This is a genomic window from Paracoccus solventivorans, assembly GCF_900142875.1.
Taxonomy (GTDB): Bacteria; Pseudomonadota; Alphaproteobacteria; order Rhodobacterales; family Rhodobacteraceae; genus Paracoccus; species Paracoccus solventivorans.
Map to the genome: position 1 here is coordinate 145,261 of NZ_FRCK01000005.1, position 17,201 is coordinate 162,461.

Here is a 17,201-nt window from a genome sequence, read left to right on the forward strand (position 1 = left end):
CCCCGGTCCGTGGAACCCCCCGCGGCGGCTCAGGCCACCACCGCCGCCACCTTAAGCGCCGAGGCAAGCGCGCGGAAGCGGGCTTCGACCACTTCGCCCATCAGCTCGCGCCCGCTGTCGGTCAGGGCCAGGGTCAGCGTGCCGGCGTCGCGGTCCAGAGCCAGCGCGCCGGCCTCGGTCGGGTCGCCGATGGAGAACATCGCCCCGAAGCGCATGGCGCGGCCGACGATCTCGGCCTCGCGGATCTCGTCCTGGGCCAGCAGCGGCAGCAGCGGCTCGACCAGGCAGCCGGTGCGGCTGTTGGTATAGCGGTGCAGCAGCGACAGCCCCAGGAACACCCGTTCCGGGTGCGACAGCGCGGTCATGTTGGAATGGGTCACGTTGTCGAAACTGGCCTCGGCCCGGTAATCGGGGTGCGCGCGCCAGCTGGTGTCGTGCAGCAGGCAGGCGGCGCGGATCAGCCGCTCGCGCTCGGGCGGGGCGCCCGCGAACACCGGCGCCAGGAACTGGAACAGCCGCTTGCCCGCCCCGGGCAGCCGCGCCATCTTGCGCTCGGTGAACTTGGCGGCCTCGATCAGCGGGTCGCGCTTGCGGATGCCGGCGGACATCTGTTCGTAAAGCAGCCCCTCGCGGATACCGTAGGAGCTGACGGCGATCTCGCGCGGGGCAAAGGTCAGCACCAGCTGGCGCAGCACCTGCACCGCCAGCGGCACCAGCTCGAGCCGCGAGGAGGAGATGCCGCTGCGCGACTTCATCTCGGCCTGCGGGGTGTCGCCGATCCACTTGACCGTGGCCAGCACGTCCTCGGGGGTCATGCGGTATTCGTGCAGCACCGTCATCGGATAGCCGCGCCGCTCCATGTCCAGCCGCGCGATCGCCCGCCACGAACCGCCGACCAGATAGATGCGCTCGTGGTCGTCGCCGACCGCGGCGGCCAGCCCCTCGACCACCTTCTGGATATGGCGGCGCAGGGCCTTGCGCTCGACCAGCTGCAGGCGGAACGGGCCCAGCGGCGAGGTGGCGCGGCGGCCGATCTTTCCCTCGCCGACCTCGGCCAGCTCCATCGAGCTGCCGCCCATGTCGCAGACCAGCCCGCGCGCGTCGGGCCAGCCCAGCAGCACCCCTTGCGCCGACAGCCGCGCCTCTTCCTCGCCGTCGATGATCAGAAGCTTCAGCCCGGTTCTGCGGGTAACGGCGCGGTTGAAGGCGGGGCCGTCCTCGGCCTCGCGCACGGCGGCGGTGGCGACGCAGGTCAGCGCCTCGATCCCCATGTCGCGCGCCAGGGTGGAAAAACGCTTCAGCGCCGCCATGCCCCGCCGCACTCCCTCGGGGTTCAGCCGCCCGGTCGAGGCCAGCCCTTGCCCCAGCCCGGCCATGACCTTTTCGTTGTAGAAATACGCCGGGCTGCGGGCGGCGCCGTCGAACACGACCAGCCGGATCGAGTTCGAGCCGACGTCCACCACCCCCACCCGCGCCAGTTCCCGCATCGACCGGACCGGCAGCCCGTGCTTGCCGAAGGGGGCGATTTTCTGGCCGCTGGCGGTCTTGACGTTCATGGCGGGCCTTTTCTTCCGTTGTGCGGACGGGCGCAGGAAAGCGCCCGACGCGGGTTCAGGTCAATCCCGGGTATGGGTCAGAGCCGCGACATCCTTTGCCCCGGCCGTTCCCCGCCCAGAAAGCGAGGGGTTGTCAAGGAAATACTGGTGGCAGTTGAACAGATCCTCGCGGTCCTCGGGCAGGTGGCGCAGATAGCGGCCGTCGGGTTGCAGGATCCAGCTCTGCGCCTCGTCGGCCAGGTTGGCGGCCATGATCTGGCTGGTGATCTGCGCCTTCACCGTCTCGTTGATGCATTCGACCAGCGACTCGACCCGGCGGTTGAGGTTGCGGTCCATCCAGTCGGCCGAGCTGATGAACACCCGCGCCTTGCGCGAGGGCAGCCCGTGGCCGTTGCCGAAACAGACCACGCGGCTGTGTTCGAGGAAGCGCCCGACGATGGACTTGACCCGGATGTTGTCCGAAAGCCCGGCGATGCCGGGGCGCAGCCCGCAGATGCCGCGCACCACCAGGTTGATGCGCACCCCCGCGTTCGAGGCGGCGTAAAGCGCCTCGATCACGTCCTTCTCGATCAGGCTGTTCAGCTTGGCCCAGATCTCGGCCGGGCGGCCTTGGCGGGCGAATTCGGCCTCGCGCGCGATCAGGTCCAGCAGGGTGGACTTCAGGTTGATCGGGCTGATCGCCAGGTTTTCCAGCCCCACCGGCTCGACATAGCTGGACAGGTAGTTGAACACCTTGGTCGCGTCGCGCCCCAGCGCCGGGTCGCAGGTCAGCAGCGACAGGTCGGTATAGATGCGCGCGGTGATCGGGTGGTAGTTGCCGGTCCCGAAATGGGTATAGGTGACCAGCGCATCGCCTTCGCGCCGCACCACGGTCGAGATCTTGGCATGGGTCTTGTAGTTGAAGAACCCGTAGACCACATGCGCGCCCGCCCGTTCCAGCCGCCGCGACTGCCGGATGTTGGCGGCCTCGTCGAAGCGGGCCTTCAGCTCGACCAGCGCCACCACCGACTTGCCCGCTTCCGCCGCCTCGCACAGGGCGCTGACAATGGGGCTGTCGCGGCTGGTGCGGTACAGCGTCTGCTTGATCGCCACCACGTCGGGGTCGCGCGCCGCCTGCTGCAGGAAGCGCACCACCATGTCGAAGGTCTCGTACGGGTGGTGCAGCAGCATGTCCTTTTGCCGGATGGCGGCGAACATGTCGCCGTCGTGGTCCTGGACCCGCTCGGGCACCCGCGGCACGAAGGACGGCCATTGCAGGTCCGGGCGGCTGTCCAGCACCAGCTCGCGCATGTCGGCCATGCCCAGCAGCCCCTCGACCTGGATCACCTCGTCCAGCCCGACCTGCAGCCGCTGCATGATCAGCTTGCGCAGCCGGTCGGGGGCGCCGGCGGTGATCTTCAGCCGGATCACGTCGCCGCGGCGGCGGCGCTTCAGCGCGGTCTCGAACTCGCGCACCAGATCCTCGGCCTCGTCCTCGAGCTCGAGGTCGCTGTCGCGCAGCACCCGGAAGGCGCAGTGGCCGACATCGCGATAGCCGGGGAACAGCCGCGGCAGATACATCAGCAGCAGATCTTCCAGCCGCAGGAACCGCTGCCCCCCGGGCAAAGGGATAAATCGCTTGAGCTGCCCCGGAATCGGCAGCAGCGCCTGCATCTGGCTGCCGTCGGATTCCCGCGCCAGCTCCAGCGCCAGGCAGAAGCCGGCGTTGGGGATGAAGGGGAACGGGTGCGCCGGGTCGATGGTCAGCGGCGTCAGCACCGGGAACACCTGTTCCAGGAAATGCGTGCGCAGGAACGCCGCCTCGGCCCGGGTCACGCGCGAGCGCGACAGGATGACGATGCCCTCGGCCTCCATCTCGCGGCGCAGCTTGTTCCAGACGGTCTGCTGCGCCCCCATCAGCCGGCGGGCGTCGGCGTTGATCAGCGCCAGCTGCTCGGCCGGGGTCAGCCCGTCGTCCGAGGGGGTGACGTTGCCCTCGCGCACCAGCTCGCGCAGCCCGGCGACGCGGACGGTGTAGAACTCGTCGAGGTTGGTGGCCGAGATCGACAGGAAGCGCAGCCGCTCCAGCAGCGGCACCCGCGGGTTGCGGGCCTCGTCCAGCACCCGCCAGTTGAAGCTCAGCCAGCTGAGCTCGCGGTTGAAGAACCGCGCCGGCCCCTCGGGCGGCCCCTCGGAAAGGACGCGGGCGGGGGGAATCGGGGTCTTGAGGAAATCGGCCTGGGTCATGGAAACATCATGCAGGAAAAAGCGGGGCAGTTGAGGGGTTTCTGGAACGCCCGCGAAAGACTGTCAAACCGCGCCCGACAATCTTCACGCAACCGACATAAAGCGCGCAGGCCATGCCGTCCCGGCCGCCGCCTACCGGCACCCCATGCCTTCATCTTGCCGGAAATATCCCGCGGGCTTCCGAGCGCCCGGAACAGGCGGCGGATCAGGAAACAGTCCCCAAGGCTGCTTTCCCGTCGGAGGGTCCAGTGGACCGTTTCAGCGAGAGAGGCCACGACAATGGCCGGGGACTGGCCCCCGCTCGGGCAGCGCCCGGAATAATAGGCGGATCCGAAACAGCCCCAAGGCTGCTTTCCCGCCGAATAGTCCAGTGGATTGTTTTCAGCGCCACGGCAGACAGCCCCCGGCTCCAACCCCGCCCCCGCCGCTCAGCCCGCCATCCGCGCCAGCGCCGCCAGTGCCAAGGGCCTTGTCACCGCCCGCCCCTCGGCCAGCGCGGTGCGGTCGATCTCGGCCACCACGCGCCGGGCCAGCCCCAGGTCGCGGTCCATGTGCCGCGAAAGCGATTCGACCACGCCCGGCCCGGGCACCAGCTGGCGGTCGGCGAACAGCTTGACCAGCACCGCGGCCAGCAGCGCCTCGTCGGGGGGCTCGAGCCGCACCAGCGCCGTCGCCGCCATGCGCGAGGCGAGGTCGGGCAGCGCCAGCCCCCAGTCGCGCGGCGGCGTCCGCGCGGTGATCAGCAGCAGCGCCCCCTGCGCCGCGCAGAGGTTCCACAGATGGAACAGCGCCGCCTCGGCCCCGGCAGCGCCACCGGCGCGATGGGCGTCCTCGACCACCAGCGCACCGCCCGGCGCGACCAGCGCATCCGCAGTCTCGGGCCGCAGCGCCGAGGCGCGGACCCGCTGCGCCCCGTGCTCGGCCGCCCAGAACGCCGCCAGATGCGACTTGCCCGCGCCCTCGGGGCCGACCAGCAGCAACCGCCCCTGCGGCCAGTCCTGCGGCCGGTCCAGCATGGCCAGCGCCTCGGCATTGGCGGAGGCGGGCAGGAAATCCTGCCGCGACAGCGCCGGGGGCGTGCGCAGGTCCAGCGTCAGCTGGCGGGGCATCTCAGCCTCTCCCGAGCCTGCCGCCCGGCACGGGGAGTCCGGCCCTGCTGTCGGGAAGCACGGGTCCCTGCGGCTCGGGCCCCTGCGCCTCGGGCGGCGGCGCGCCGACCCGCGCCTCGCGCACCGCCTCGTCATGGGTGCGCTGTTCCTGCGCGATGCGGCGGGCGACGGTGCCGTGGGGGACGATCTCGACCAGCGTCGGCTGCGGCGGCGGCGAGGGCTGCTGCGCGCCAGTGTAAAGCGCGCTTTCCTTGTAGCGCGCGACCGTGTGGCGCACGATCACCCCCACGGCCGCGCCCAGCGGCACCGCCACCAGCAGCCCGACGAACCCGAACAGCGTGCCGAACACCGCCAGCGCCAGCATCAGCCAGACCGGGTGCAGCCCGACATGGCCGCCGATGATCTTGGGCTGCAGGTAGTTGCTTTCCAGCATCTGCCCGGCGGCGAAGATCCCGGCGACGATCAGGATCCGCGCCGGCTCGTCCCAGAACGAAAACAGCGCCACCCCGATCGACAGCACGCCGCCCAGCAGCGTGCCCAGATAGGGGATGAAGGACAGCGACGCCGCCGACACCCCGATCACGATGCCGAAGGGCAGCCCGGCCAGCGCCAGCCCGGTCGAATACAGCAGCGCCAGGATCAGGATCACCACCGCCTGCCCGCGCACGAACCCGGAAATGCTGTCGTTGATCTGCGCAAACAGCGTGCGCAGCGTGTCCAGATGCGGGCGCGGCAGCAGCGCGTCGATCCGGTCGACCATGCGGTCCCAGTCCAGCAGCATGTAGAAGGCCACCACCGGCGCGATCACCACCACCATGACAAAGCCGATCACCCCGTTGATCGAGCCCATGACGCTGCCGACGATGGTGCCCATGCTGCCGGCCACCGTCTCGCGCCCCTTGTCCAGCGCCATGTCCAGGAACCCGCCCGAGGGCAGCAGGTCGGGAAACCGCGCCTGCACCACCTCTTGCAGGCGCTGGATCATGTGGGGGGCGGTCTCGACCAGCTGCGTGCCCTGCCGCAACAGCAGCGGCACCAGCCAAACCAGCGTCGCCGCAAAGGCCAGCACCACGATGGCGGTGATCAGCACCACGGCCAGCGTGCGCGACAGCCCGGCGCGTTCCAGCCGGTCGGCCACGGGGTCAAGGAAATAGGCGATGGCCATGCCCAGCAGGAACGGCATGATCGCATTGCCCAGGAACCACAGGACCAGCACCAGCACCAGCGCCGCGGCGCCCCACCAGATGGCCTGCTTGCTGCCGGCAAACCGCATCGCGAACGCTCCGTTCCCGGGCACCATGGCCCGCATCCCCCGGGCCCGCCCCGGTTCGGGCCCTGTTTGTCGCGTCCCGGGCGGCGGTGCAAGCGCGCGCTGCGCGGCTCTCACGCAAATGCGTCCCTTGCCCCTTTGCGCCAGCCGCTTCTTTCTGGCCCAAATACCCGCGCCGCAGGCAGGGCGGAACTTGGCCCGCCAGGCGCCGCCCGCCGCAACCGTTGCCCCCCGCGCCGCGATCCGCTAACCCGGCCGTGAACTCGCCCAAAGGTCCCGTCCCATGCGTCTGTCGCGCTATTTCCTGCCCGTCCTGAAAGAAAACCCCGCCGAGGCGCAGATCGTCAGCCACCGGCTGATGCTGCGCGCCGGCATGATCAAGCAGCAGGCCGCCGGCATCTATTCCTGGCTGCCGCTGGGGCTGAAGGTGCTGAAGCGCATCGAGCAGATCGTGCACGAGGAACAAGGCCGCGCCGGCCACATCCCGCTCTTGATGCCGACGCTGCAGCCGGCCGATCTGTGGCGCGAATCCGGCCGCTACGACGATTACGGCGAAGAGATGCTGCGCATCACCGACCGCCACAAGCGCGACATGCTCTATGGTCCCACCAACGAGGAGATGATCACCGACATCTTCCGCGCGCATGTGAACAGCTACAAGGACCTGCCGCTGACGCTGTATCAGATCCAGTGGAAGTTCCGCGACGAGATCCGTCCCCGCTTCGGCGTGATGCGCGGGCGCGAGTTCCTGATGAAGGACGGCTACAATTTCGACCTCACGCGCGAGGACGCGCTGCACGCCTACAACCGCCATCTGGTCAGCTATCTGCGCACCTACGAACGCATGGGGCTGCAGGCGATCCCGATGCGCGCCGACAGCGGCCCGATCGGCGGCGAGGACACGCATGAGTTCCTCGTCCTTGCCGAGACCGGCGAATCCGAGGTGTTCTACGACAGCGCCATCACCGACCTGCGTTTCGGCGACCGCGCCATCGACTATGACGACCCCGCCGCCTGCCGCGCGGTGCTGGACGAGTTCACCAGCCGCTACGCCCGCACGGACGAGACCCACGACGAGGCGCTGTTCAACCAGATCCCCGAGGAGCGCCGCCGTTCCGCCCGCGGCATCGAGGTCGGGCAGATCTTCTATTTCGGCACCAAGTATTCCGAACCGATGGGCGCCACCGTCGTCGGCCCGGACGGGGCGCGGGTGCCGGTGCACATGGGCAGCCACGGCATCGGCGTCTCGCGCCTGCTGGGCGCGATCATCGAGGCCAGCCACGACGAGCGCGGCATCATCTGGCCCGAGGGCGTCACCCCCTTCCACGTCGGGCTGGTGAATCTGAAACAGGGCGATCCCTCGACCGACAGCGCCTGCGAGGCGCTGGAGCGCGAGCTGCGCGCCCGCGGGCTCGAGGTGCTCTACGACGACCGCGACGAGCGCGCGGGCGCCAAGTTCGCCACCATGGACCTGATCGGCCTGCCCTGGCGGATCACCGTCGGCCCGCGCGGCCTGGCCTCGAACGTGGTCGAGCTGACCAGCCGCCGCAGCGGCGAATCGCTCGAACTGCCGCCCGCGCAGGCGGTCGAGCGGCTGGCCGCGATCTACGCCCCGGTGTTCGACGCCGGCTGGCGTCCCTGACCCCGGCGCGGGTCGCGCCCCGCCCCCCCCCGCGGCCCGGCCTGCGGCATCGTGAAACAGCGCAGGTGGGCGCCCCGGCGCAACCTGCCGCCTTGCGTTTGCGCCGCGATCATGCACCCTGACCGCACAAGCAGAAGAGGTTGTGGATGTACAAGCATATTCTGATCGCCACCGACGGCTCGGAACTGGCGCTCAAGGGGTTGCGGCAGGGGCTGGGGCTGGCCCGGATTTCCGGGGCCAAGGTCACGGTGCTGACCGTGATCGAGCCGCTGCGCCCCCAGGTGCTGGCGGCGGCGCAACGGGCCGGGATCGAGGATCCCGTCGGCCGCTACGACCAGCAGATCGACGAGATGATGAAGGAACGCCTGGCCTCCATCCAGGCCGAGGCCACCGAACAGGGCGTGACGGTCGAGCCGATCCACGAGGTCGACGACTCCCCGGCCGAGGCGATCCTGCGCACCGCCAATCTGCAGGGCTGCGACCTGATCGTGATGTCCTCGCACGGGCGGCGCGGGTTGCAGAAGCTGCTGCTGGGCAGCCAGACCTCGGAAGTGCTGGTGAAGACCACGGTGCCGGTGCTGGTGGTGCGCTGAGGCGCGCGGCCGGGGCGGCAAGGGGGGCGGCGCATGGCCGGGCGGATCGCGGTGATCGGGTCGAACAACGTCGATCTGGTGACCACCGTCGCCCGCCTGCCCGCGCGCGGCGAGACGCTGGCCGGGACCGGGTTTTCCACCGGCTTCGGCGGCAAGGGCGCCAACCAGGCGGTGGCGGCGGCGCGGCTGGGATCGGCGGTGACGATGGTCACCCGCACCGGCGACGACGGTTTCGGGCGCGACATGCGCCGCAATCTTCAGACCGCCGGCATCGAGCTGACCCATGTGACCCCGGCGCCGGGGCTGCCGAACGGGGTCGCCTCGATCTTCGTGGAGTCTTCGGGCGAAAACGCCATCGTCATCGTGGCCGGCGCGAATGGCGCGCTGTCGCCCACGGATGTGGACCGCGCCGCTAGCGATCTGGCGCGCTGCGACCTGATCCTGCTGCAGCTCGAAGTGCCGCTGGAGACGGTCTATCACGCCGTCGCCGTGGCGGGGGGGCTGGGGGTGCCGGTGATCCTGAACCCCGCCCCCGCCGCGCCGGGGCTGGAGCTGGCGCGGCTGCGCGGGCTCGGCTGGATCTGCCCGAACGAGACCGAGCTGGCGCAGCTGACCGGCCTGCCAGTCGGGACCCCGGCGCAGATCGAGGCCGCGGCGCGGGCGCTGTTCGCGCAGGGCCTCGGCAATGTGGTGGTGACGCTGGGCGCGCGCGGCGCGGCCTTGGTCACCGCCGCCGGCACCACCCCGATCCCGGCGCTGACGGTCGCCCCGGTCGACACCACCGGCGCGGGCGATGCCTTCGTCGGCGCCTTTGCGCATCACCTCGCGGCGGGAGATGCGCCCGAGCGCGCCCTGCGCCGCGCCTCGGCCTATGCGGCGCTGTCGGTCACACGGCCGGGGGCGCAGTCCTCCTATGCCACGCAGGCCGAGTTCGCGGCCTTCCTTGCCACTCAGCCCAGCACCGTCCAGTCCTGATCCCAGCGGTATTCCTGAAGGTTCGGGCCATCCGCACAGCGGTCCACCACCGCAAACAGCCCCGGATCGCCCAGCGGCGCCAGCACCCCGTGCCACGCGCCCCGCGCCAGGTTGATCCCCTGACCCGGTGCCGCCACGAAGGCCAGCGGCCGCCCCGGCCGCCCGCCCTTGTCCGGGGCCACGATCACCAGGAACGGGTTTTCGGTCATCGGCAGGAACGCCTGGCTGCCCAGCGGATGCCGCTCGACCAGCCGGAACCGATAGGGCAGCCGCACCGATTCCGAGCGGAAAACCGAGATCCCCGCCCGCCCCTCGACATCAAGCGCCGCGCGGTCGTGCCAGCGCCCGCAGCGGCCCTCGTTGATCAGCCGGTCTGGGGCGCCCGCGGCCTCGATCACCTGCCCCCAAGGGGCAAACGCCTGCGCGGTCAGGGGCGCGGCCCGGATGATGCGGTCGTCGTGCATGATTCCTCGCTTATCATTCTTTCGCGAAACGATAAGCTGAATGTTGCCGCGGGCGCTGTCCAGCGCCCGGCGTCCTGCCGTATCACGGGGACAAGCAACCAACGGGGGGACCATGGCCGGCTATCTGACCACCCATGTGCTTGACACCGCGCGGGGCCGCCCCGCCGCGGGGCTGCGCATCACGCTTTACGCGCTGGAGGGCGAGCGCCGCTGCTTGCGCGAGCTTGTCACCAACGCCGACGGCCGCACCGACGGCCCGATCCTGCCCGAGGCCGAGTTCCGCCCCGGCCGCTACGAGCTGCTGTTCCACGTCGGCGAATGGCTGGAGGGGCAGGACGACGCCCCCGCGCCGCGGTTCCTGGATCAGGTGCCGATCCGCTTCGGCATGGCCGAGGACGACCATTACCACGTGCCGCTGCTGATCTCGCCCTACGGCTATTCCACCTACAGGGGCAGCTGAGATGGAGGCGATCATCCTGCACGACTGGGCGGCGCTGGCGATCCGCTGGGTCCATGTGGTCACCGCCATCGCCTGGATCGGGTCCAGCTTCTATTTCATCGCGCTGGACCTTGGGCTGCAAAAGGCCCCCGGCCTGCCCGACAAGGCGCATGGCGAGGAATGGCAGGTCCATGGCGGCGGCTTCTACCACATCACCAAATACCTGGTCGCCCCCGAGCGCCTGCCCGAGCATCTGACCTGGTTCAAATGGGAAAGCTATTCCACCTGGCTGTCGGGGGTGGCGATGCTGATGGTGCTCTACTGGGCGCAGTCCGAGCTGTACCTGATCGATCCGGCCAAGCTGGCGCTGGCGCCCTGGGGGGCGATGCTGATCTCGGCGCTGTCGCTGGGGGTGGGCTGGGTGATCTATGACCGGCTGTGCAAAAGCCGGCTGGGCGAGAACCCCACCACGCTGATGCTGCTGCTGTTCGTCCTGCTGGTGGCGATGGCCTGGGGCTATGACCAGGTGTTCACCGGCCGCGCGGCGCTGCTGCATCTGGGCGCCTTCACCGCTACGATCATGACCGCCAACGTGGCGATGATCATCATCCCGAACCAGCGGATCGTGGTCGCCGATCTCAAGGCCGGGCGCACGCCGGACCCGCGCTATGGCAAGATCGCCAAGCTGCGCTCGACGCACAACAACTACCTGACGCTGCCGGTGGTGTTCCTGATGCTGTCGAACCACTATCCGCTGGTGTTCGCCAGCCGCTGGAACTGGCTGATCGCGGCGCTGGTGTTCCTGATGGGGGTGACGATCCGGCATTTCTTCAACACCATGCACGCACGCAAGCCCGCGCCGTGGTGGACCTGGGGCGCAACGGTGGCGCTGTTCCTGGCGGCGGCATGGTTGTCGGCACAGGGCACCCAGCGGCTGGACGACGACGGCACCGCCCTGACCACCGCCGAGGCGCGGCTGGTCGGCGACGCGCATTTCGACGAGGTGCGCGACATCGTGCTGGGCCGCTGCTCGATGTGCCACGCGGCGGAGCCCGGTTGGCCCGGCATTGCCACCGCACCGAAGCGGGTGGTGCTGGAAACCGATGCCCAGATCGCCCGCCACGCACGCGAGATCTTCCTGCAGGCCGGGCTGACCGACGCCATGCCCCCCGCCAACGTCAGCTTCATCGAGCCGCAGGAACGCGCGCTGCTGCGCGCCTGGTTCGACAGCGCGGGCCGCGGCTGATCCGGCGCCGCCGCGACCGGGGGCTTCGCGCCCCATCGTCGTATACGACGATCCCGCGGGATATTTTCGTGATGAAGAAGCCCGCGGCCCCTGTTCTGCTCTTTGCAGCCTTGTCTTTGGTGCAGAAATATCCTGGGGGGAGCGCGCAGCGCGGGGGGGCAACGCCCCCTTACCCCATCGTCCCTTTCAGCTCCCGCACGGCAAAGTCGATGAACAGGCGCAGCTTGGGGTCCTGCAGGTCGCGGTGCGGGGTCAGTACGCCGAACTCGACGGCCATGGGGGGCGTCTCGGGCAGGACCTCGACCAGCTGCCCCTCGCGCAGCGCCGCGGCGACCTCATAGCGGGGGCGGTTGGCGATGCCGGCCCCGGCCAGCGCCCAGTCGGTCAGCACCTCGCCGTCGTCGGAATCGAACCCGCCCGCGACCGCCAGTTTCTGCGGCCCTTCCGGCGTCTGCAGCATCCAGTAATATTCGGGCGAGCGCGGAAACCGCAGCAACAGGCAGTTGTGGCGCTTCAGCTCCTCGGGCGCCTCGGGCGTGCCGTGCTGCGCCAGATAGGCGGGCGAGGCCACCAGCATCCGCGGGCAATCGGCGATCTTGCGGCGGATCAGCGTCGAATCCTCGGGCTGGCCCAGGTAGAAGGCCAGGTCGATGGCGTCCTCTACGATATTCACCACCCGGTCGGACAGGCGCAGCCGCACCTGCACCTCGGGGTTCTCGGCCACGAAGCGCGGCACCAGCGGCGCCACCAGCCGCCGCCCCGCCCCCAGCGGCGCCGACACCCGCATTGCCCCCAGCGGGGTGCCGGAATGGCTGGCGACCGCCGCCTCGGCCTCGTCCAGCGCCGCCAGCACGCGGCGGGCGTTGTCATAAAGCACCTGCCCGATCTCGGTCGGGGTCAGGGTGCGGGTGGTGCGGTTCAGCAGCCGCGCGCCAAAGCGGTTTTCCAGGTCGCGGATGCGGGTCGAGGCGGCGGCGGGCGACAGCCGCATGTCGCGCCCGCCCGCGGTGATCGAGCCCAGCTCGACCACCCGCACGAACACCTTGAGGCTTTCCAGATAGGACATTTCCGCCCGCTTTTTCTTGAAATGGCGTAAACTGTTCACGCGTGGAGGCGTTTTGTGCAAGCGGGAAAATGCGCCATGCTGGGGCGCAGTGACGAAAGGCGGCTGTTTCCAATGATCCGTTTCCTGCTCAACGACACCGAGATCCGCCTGACCGAGGCGGGGCCGGGCGACACGCTGCTGGATTTCCTGCGGCTGGGGCGCGGGCTGACCGGCACCAAGGAGGGCTGCGCCGAGGGCGACTGCGGCGCCTGCACGGTGCTGGTCGGGCGGCTGCACGGCGACGCGCTGGTCTATGAGCCGGTGAACGCCTGCATCCGCTTCCTCGCCTCCTGCCACCGCTACCATGTCGTCACCATCGAGCATCTGCGGGGGCAGGACGGCGGCTTGCATCCGATCCAGCGCGCCATGGTCGATCATCACGGCAGCCAGTGCGGGTTCTGCACGCCCGGCTTCGTGATGGCGCTGTACGGTCTGTGGATGGCGACCCCCGACCCGGATGCGGTGCAGGTCGAGACCGCGCTGCAGGGCAATCTCTGCCGCTGCACCGGCTATGCGCCGATCGTCCGGGCGGCGCTGGCCGCGGCGCAGGCGGGCGGGCAGCTGCAGGATTTCCTGACGCTCGAGCGTGACTCGGTGCGCGGGAAGCTCTCGGCCATCCCGGCGGGGGCCGAGGTCAGCCGCGGCGACGAACGCGCCATCCTGCCCGCGGACAGCGATGCGCTGGCGGCGGCGCTGCTGGATCATTCCAAGGCCACCATCGTTGCAGGGGCAACCGATGTGGGGCTGTGGGTGACCAAGCAGATGCGCGCGATCTCGCCCGCCATCTTCATCGGCCATCTGCTGAAAGGCGTCGAGGTCACTGCCGATGAAATCCGCATCGAGGCCGGCGTCACCTATTCCGAGTTCCTGCCGGTGATCCGCGAGCACCTGCCGCAGGCTCAGGACTATATCCAGCGCATCGGCGGCTGGCAGGTGCGCAACGCCGGCACCATCGGCGGCAATATCGCCAACGGCTCGCCCATCGGGGAAACCCCGCCGCTGCTGATCGCGCTGGGGGCGCGGATCGTGCTGCGCCGGGGGGATGTGCAGCGCGAATTGCCGCTGGAGGATTTCTTCATCGAATACGGAAGGCAGGACCGGGCCGAGGGCGAGTTTCTGGAAACCGTGGTGATCCCGAAACCCGGCAAGGCGCTGGTCGCCGCCTACAAGGTCTCGAAACGGCAGGCCTCGGATATTTCCGCGGTGGCGGCAGGGTTCTGCATCCGGGTCGAGGCCGGGCAGATCGCCGAGGCCCGCGTGGCCTTCGGCGGCATGGCGGGCACGCCCTCGCGCGCGCGGGGCGCCGAGGCCGCACTCGTCGGCCAGCCCTTCGCCGCCGGCAGTTTCGAGGCTGCGGCCGCCGCTGTTCGGGACGATTTCACCCCGCTGTCCGATTTCCGCGCCACTGCCGATTACCGCCGGGCGGTGGCGGGCAATCTGTTCCGCCGCTTCTGGCTGGAACATGGCGGCGGCGACATTCCCGTCCGGCTGGACCGGGCGGTGGGGGGCTGAGCATGAAACACGAAACCTTGAGCGCGCCGCAAGTGGACACGCCGCATGAATCGGCCGAGCGCCATGTCACCGGCCGGGCGGATTACACCGACGATCTGGTGCTGCCGCAGGGGACGCTGCACGCCTATCTGGGGCTGTCCACCGTCGCGCATGGGCGGATCCTGTCGATGGAGCTGGCGGCGGTGCGTGCGGCGCCCGGCGTGATCGACGTACTGACTGCCGAGGACGTGCCCGGCCGCAACGACGTCAGCCCAATCAGCGCCGGTGACGATCCCATCCTTGCGCGCGGCGAGGTGCATTTCCACGGCCAGCCGGTGTTCGCGGTGATCGCCGAGACCCGCGAACAGGCACGGCGCGCGGCAACCTTGGCGCGGATCGATTATGAGCCCCTGCCCCACGCGCTCGACCCGCTGGCGGCGCTGGCGGCCGGGGGTGAGCTGGTGGTGCCGGGCATGACCCTGCGCCGCGGCGATGCCGCCGCCGGTCTGGCCGCTGCGCCGCGGCGACTGGACGGGCGCTTTGCCATCGGCGGGCAGGATCACTTCTACCTCGAAGGCCAGATCGCGCTGGCGATCCCGGGCGAGGACGAGATGACCGTCTTTACCTCGACCCAGCACCCGACCGAGGTTCAGCACATGGTCGCCCATGCGCTGGACGTCCCGGCCAATGCGGTGGTGGTGAACGTGCGCCGGATGGGCGGCGGCTTCGGCGGCAAGGAAACCCAGATGAACCTGTTCTGCTGCGTCGCCGCCATCGCCGCGCGCAAGTGGAACCGCGCCGTCAAGCTGCGCCCCGACCGCGACGACGACATGATCGCCACCGGCAAGCGCCATGATTTCGTGGTGGATTACAGTGTCGGTTTCGACGATTCCGGCCGCATCCTCGCCGTCGAGGGCGACTGGTATGCGCGCTGCGGGTTTTCGGCGGACCTCAGCATGGCGGTGACCGACCGGGCGCTGTTTCACGCCGACAACGCCTATTACTATCCCGATGTCGAGCTGCGCTCGCATCCGCTGCGCACCAACACCGTGTCGAACACCGCCTTCCGCGGCTTCGGCGGGCCGCAGGGGGTGATCGTCGCCGAGCGGATCATCGAGGAAATTGCCTATGCCACCGGGCAGGACACTCTGGCGGTGCGGAAAGCGAACCTCTACCGCGACGGCCAGCCCACCCCCTATCACCAGCCGGTCGAGGACATGATCCTGCCGCGCCTCTTCGACGAGCTGGAGGCGTCTTGCGACTATGCCGCCCGCCGCCGCGCGGTGCTGGATTTCAACGCCCGCATGGACGCCGCGGGCAGCCCGATCCGCCGCGGCATCGCCCTGACCCCGGTCAAGTTCGGCATCAGCTTCACCGCCACGCATTTCAACCAGGCGGGCGCGCTGGTCCATGTCTATACCGACGGCTCGATCCAGCTGAACCACGGCGGCTGCGAGATGGGACAGGGGCTGCACACCAAGATCGCGCAGGTGGTGGCCGAGGCGTTCCAGGTGGACCTCGACCGCATCCGCGTCACCAAGACCACCACGGAAAAAGTGCCGAACACCTCGGCCACGGCGGCATCCTCGGGGACCGACCTCAACGGCATGGCGGCACTGGATGCCGCCAACCAGATCAAGGCGCGGCTGGTCGCGTTCTTGTGCAAGGCCAAGGATGCGACGGCCGAGGAAATCCGCTTCATCCCCGATCACATCGTGGTCCGGGACGAGACCATTCCGTTTTCCGAAGCGGTGCAGATGGCCTATCTGGCCCGGGTGCAGCTGTCGGCGGCGGGGTTCTATGCGACGCCGAAGATCCACTGGAACCGCGCGCAGGGCTCGGGGCGGCCGTTCTATTACTTCGCCTATGGCGCCGCCTGTTCCGAGGTCTCGGTCGATACGCTGACCGGGGAATATGTGATAGAGCGGGCGGATATCCTGCATGACGTCGGCCGCTCCCTCAACCCGGCCATCGACATCGGCCAGATCGAGGGCGGCTTCGTGCAGGGCGCCGGCTGGCTGACCAGCGAAGAGCTGTGGTGGGACGATGCCGGGCGGCTGCGCACCCACGCGCCCTCGACCTACAAGATCCCGCTTGCCTCGGACCGGCCCAAGGTGTTCAACGTGCGGCTGGCCGACTGGTCGGTGAACCGCGAACCCACGATCAGGCGGTCGAAGGCGGTGGGGGAGCCCCCGTTCATGCTGGGGATTTCGGTGTTCGAGGCGATCGGCCATGCCGTCGCCTCGCTGGCCGGCTACCGCGAATCCCCGCGGCTGGACGCGCCCGCGACGCCGGAACGGGTGCTGATGGCGGCGGAACGGCTGCGCGGCGGGGCGCTGGGGCTGCGCGACCCATGATCCGCGTCCGCATCACAAGGGCCCGCGGCTCGACCCCGCGCGAACCGGGGGCCGAGATGCTGGTCGGCCCGGAGGCGACCACCGGCAGCATCGGCGGCGGGCAGCTGGAATATCTGGCCATCGACCGCGCCCGGCAGATGCTGCGGCGGGGCGAGGCGGTTGCGGTGATGGACATTCCGCTGGGGCCCGAGATCGGCCAGTGCTGCGGCGGAAGGGTCGAACTGACGCTGGACCGCGAACCGGCCAGCCCGCCGCCCCCGCGCCCCGCAGTGCTGATCTTCGGTGCCGGCCATGTCGGGCGGGCGCTGGCCCGCGCCATGCTGCCGCTGCCGGTGTCGGTGCGGTTGATCGACCCCCGCGCAGCCGAGCTGGCACTGGCGCCCGAGGTGCCGCAGCTGCTGACCCCTCTGCCCGAGGCCGAGGTCCGCCGCGCGCCCGCCGGCGCCGCCCATGTCATCGTCACCCACGACCACGCGCTGGATTTCCTGATCGCAGCCGAGGCGCTGGCCCGGGGCGACGCCGCCTATGTCGGCATGATCGGCAGCGCCACCAAGCGCGCCGGTTTCGCCCGCTTCGCCCGCGCCCGCGGCATCGACCCCTCGGGCTTGACCTGCCCCATCGGTGCGGGCATCCGTGACAAGCGCCCCGAGGTGATCGCCGCCTTTGCCGCCACCGAGATCATGGCCCGGCTGCTGGCCCCGGCCCGCGCCCACGCGCCCGTCTGAAGG

Annotated in this window: 14 protein-coding genes; 8 read left to right on the forward strand and 6 right to left on the reverse strand. The window is 69.9% G+C overall.

Going from position 1 to position 17,201, the window contains the following annotated elements; translation table 11 throughout:
* Positions 1 to 29 precede the first annotated feature (29 nt).
* From BUB57_RS09715 to BUB57_RS09730, 4 genes are all read right to left on the reverse strand, one after another.
* The gene (locus BUB57_RS09715; RefSeq protein ID WP_073065975.1) at positions 30 to 1,556 is read right to left on the reverse strand and encodes a Ppx/GppA family phosphatase; all 1,527 of its coding nucleotides are present in this window, start codon (positions 1,554 to 1,556) and stop codon (positions 30 to 32) included.
* A 60-nt stretch (positions 1,557 to 1,616) separates the two neighbouring features.
* Positions 1,617 to 3,782, reverse strand: a complete 2,166-nt coding sequence (locus BUB57_RS09720) for an RNA degradosome polyphosphate kinase (RefSeq protein WP_073065978.1) — start codon at positions 3,780 to 3,782, stop codon at positions 1,617 to 1,619.
* Between the two features lie 428 nt (positions 3,783 to 4,210).
* A complete protein-coding gene (locus tag BUB57_RS09725) occupies positions 4,211 to 4,891 on the reverse strand; it encodes a P-loop NTPase family protein (protein ID WP_073065981.1) in 681 nt (226 codons plus the stop codon).
* Between the two features lies 1 nt (position 4,892).
* Entirely contained in the window at positions 4,893 to 6,164 is a 1,272-nt protein-coding gene (locus tag BUB57_RS09730; protein ID WP_073066224.1) for an AI-2E family transporter, read from the reverse strand.
* A gap of 280 nt (positions 6,165 to 6,444) precedes the next feature.
* Between BUB57_RS09730 and proS the strand changes: the two genes are divergently transcribed.
* The 3 genes from proS (at position 6,445) to rbsK (ending at position 9,371) form a co-directional block, all read left to right on the forward strand.
* Complete coding sequence (gene proS, locus BUB57_RS09735) at positions 6,445 to 7,803, forward strand: proline--tRNA ligase (RefSeq protein WP_073065984.1); 1,359 nt, start codon at positions 6,445 to 6,447, stop codon at positions 7,801 to 7,803.
* 146 nt (positions 7,804 to 7,949) lie between these two features.
* Positions 7,950 to 8,396 carry a universal stress protein gene (locus BUB57_RS09740; RefSeq protein ID WP_073065989.1) on the forward strand — a complete coding sequence of 149 codons (447 nt, stop codon included), beginning with the start codon at positions 7,950 to 7,952 and terminating at the stop codon, positions 8,394 to 8,396.
* A gap of 33 nt (positions 8,397 to 8,429) precedes the next feature.
* Complete coding sequence (gene rbsK, locus BUB57_RS09745) at positions 8,430 to 9,371, forward strand: ribokinase (protein WP_073065992.1); 942 nt, start codon at positions 8,430 to 8,432, stop codon at positions 9,369 to 9,371.
* Here rbsK and BUB57_RS09750 read toward each other — a convergent pair.
* Positions 9,347 to 9,835: an ureidoglycolate lyase gene (locus BUB57_RS09750; protein ID WP_073065995.1), complete on the reverse strand. Its 489-nt coding sequence runs from the start codon at positions 9,833 to 9,835 to the stop codon at positions 9,347 to 9,349. The genes rbsK and BUB57_RS09750 overlap by 25 nt on opposite strands.
* Positions 9,836 to 9,947: 112 nt before the next feature.
* On the opposite strand from BUB57_RS09750, the gene uraH reads away from it, so the two are divergent.
* Both uraH and BUB57_RS09760 read left to right on the forward strand, forming a co-directional pair.
* Complete coding sequence (gene uraH, locus BUB57_RS09755) at positions 9,948 to 10,295, forward strand: hydroxyisourate hydrolase (protein ID WP_073065998.1); 348 nt, start codon at positions 9,948 to 9,950, stop codon at positions 10,293 to 10,295.
* A gap of 1 nt (position 10,296) precedes the next feature.
* Positions 10,297 to 11,520, forward strand: coding sequence for a urate hydroxylase PuuD (locus BUB57_RS09760; RefSeq protein ID WP_073066001.1), 1,224 nt, complete (start codon positions 10,297 to 10,299; stop codon positions 11,518 to 11,520).
* 169 nt (positions 11,521 to 11,689) lie between these two features.
* On the opposite strand, the gene BUB57_RS09765 is transcribed toward BUB57_RS09760, so the two are convergent.
* Positions 11,690 to 12,586, reverse strand: coding sequence for a LysR family transcriptional regulator (locus tag BUB57_RS09765; RefSeq protein WP_073066004.1), 897 nt, complete (start codon positions 12,584 to 12,586; stop codon positions 11,690 to 11,692).
* A 111-nt stretch (positions 12,587 to 12,697) separates the two neighbouring features.
* On the opposite strand from BUB57_RS09765, the gene xdhA reads away from it, so the two are divergent.
* The 3 genes from xdhA to xdhC are packed head-to-tail and all read left to right on the forward strand — an operon-like array spanning position 12,698 to position 17,198.
* Positions 12,698 to 14,137, forward strand: coding sequence for a xanthine dehydrogenase small subunit (gene xdhA, locus BUB57_RS09770; RefSeq protein WP_073066228.1), 1,440 nt, complete (start codon positions 12,698 to 12,700; stop codon positions 14,135 to 14,137).
* 2 nt (positions 14,138 to 14,139) lie between these two features.
* Positions 14,140 to 16,473, forward strand: a complete 2,334-nt coding sequence (gene xdhB, locus BUB57_RS09775; RefSeq protein WP_073066007.1) for a xanthine dehydrogenase molybdopterin binding subunit — start codon at positions 14,140 to 14,142, stop codon at positions 16,471 to 16,473.
* On the forward strand, positions 16,470 to 17,198 hold the full coding sequence (gene xdhC / locus BUB57_RS09780; RefSeq protein ID WP_073066010.1) for a xanthine dehydrogenase accessory protein XdhC: 729 nt from the start codon (positions 16,470 to 16,472) through the stop codon (positions 17,196 to 17,198). The genes xdhB and xdhC overlap by 4 nt, the downstream gene beginning before the upstream one ends.
* The last annotated feature ends 3 nt before the right edge of the window (positions 17,199 to 17,201 follow it).

Excerpts from the sequence above, each read along its gene's own strand:
- xdhB (WP_073066007.1), top strand. The coding sequence starts at position 14,140 with ATGAAACACGAAACCTTGAGCGCGCCGCAAGTGGACACGCCGCATGAA.
- BUB57_RS09765 (WP_073066004.1), bottom strand. The coding sequence starts at position 12,586 with ATGTCCTATCTGGAAAGCCTCAAGGTGTTCGTGCGGGTGGTCGAGCTG.
- BUB57_RS09760 (WP_073066001.1), top strand. The coding sequence starts at position 10,297 with ATGGAGGCGATCATCCTGCACGACTGGGCGGCGCTGGCGATCCGCTGG.
- BUB57_RS09730 (WP_073066224.1), bottom strand. The coding sequence starts at position 6,164 with ATGCGGTTTGCCGGCAGCAAGCAGGCCATCTGGTGGGGCGCCGCGGCG.
- xdhC (WP_073066010.1), top strand. The coding sequence starts at position 16,470 with ATGATCCGCGTCCGCATCACAAGGGCCCGCGGCTCGACCCCGCGCGAA.
- BUB57_RS09720 (WP_073065978.1), bottom strand. The coding sequence starts at position 3,782 with ATGACCCAGGCCGATTTCCTCAAGACCCCGATTCCCCCCGCCCGCGTC.
- uraH (WP_073065998.1), top strand. The coding sequence starts at position 9,948 with ATGGCCGGCTATCTGACCACCCATGTGCTTGACACCGCGCGGGGCCGC.
- BUB57_RS09715 (WP_073065975.1), bottom strand. The coding sequence starts at position 1,556 with ATGAACGTCAAGACCGCCAGCGGCCAGAAAATCGCCCCCTTCGGCAAG.
- BUB57_RS09725 (WP_073065981.1), bottom strand. The coding sequence starts at position 4,891 with ATGCCCCGCCAGCTGACGCTGGACCTGCGCACGCCCCCGGCGCTGTCG.
- BUB57_RS09740 (WP_073065989.1), top strand. The coding sequence starts at position 7,950 with ATGTACAAGCATATTCTGATCGCCACCGACGGCTCGGAACTGGCGCTC.
- xdhA (WP_073066228.1), top strand. The coding sequence starts at position 12,698 with ATGATCCGTTTCCTGCTCAACGACACCGAGATCCGCCTGACCGAGGCG.
- proS (WP_073065984.1), top strand. The coding sequence starts at position 6,445 with ATGCGTCTGTCGCGCTATTTCCTGCCCGTCCTGAAAGAAAACCCCGCC.
- rbsK (WP_073065992.1), top strand. The coding sequence starts at position 8,430 with ATGGCCGGGCGGATCGCGGTGATCGGGTCGAACAACGTCGATCTGGTG.
- BUB57_RS09750 (WP_073065995.1), bottom strand. The coding sequence starts at position 9,835 with ATGCACGACGACCGCATCATCCGGGCCGCGCCCCTGACCGCGCAGGCG.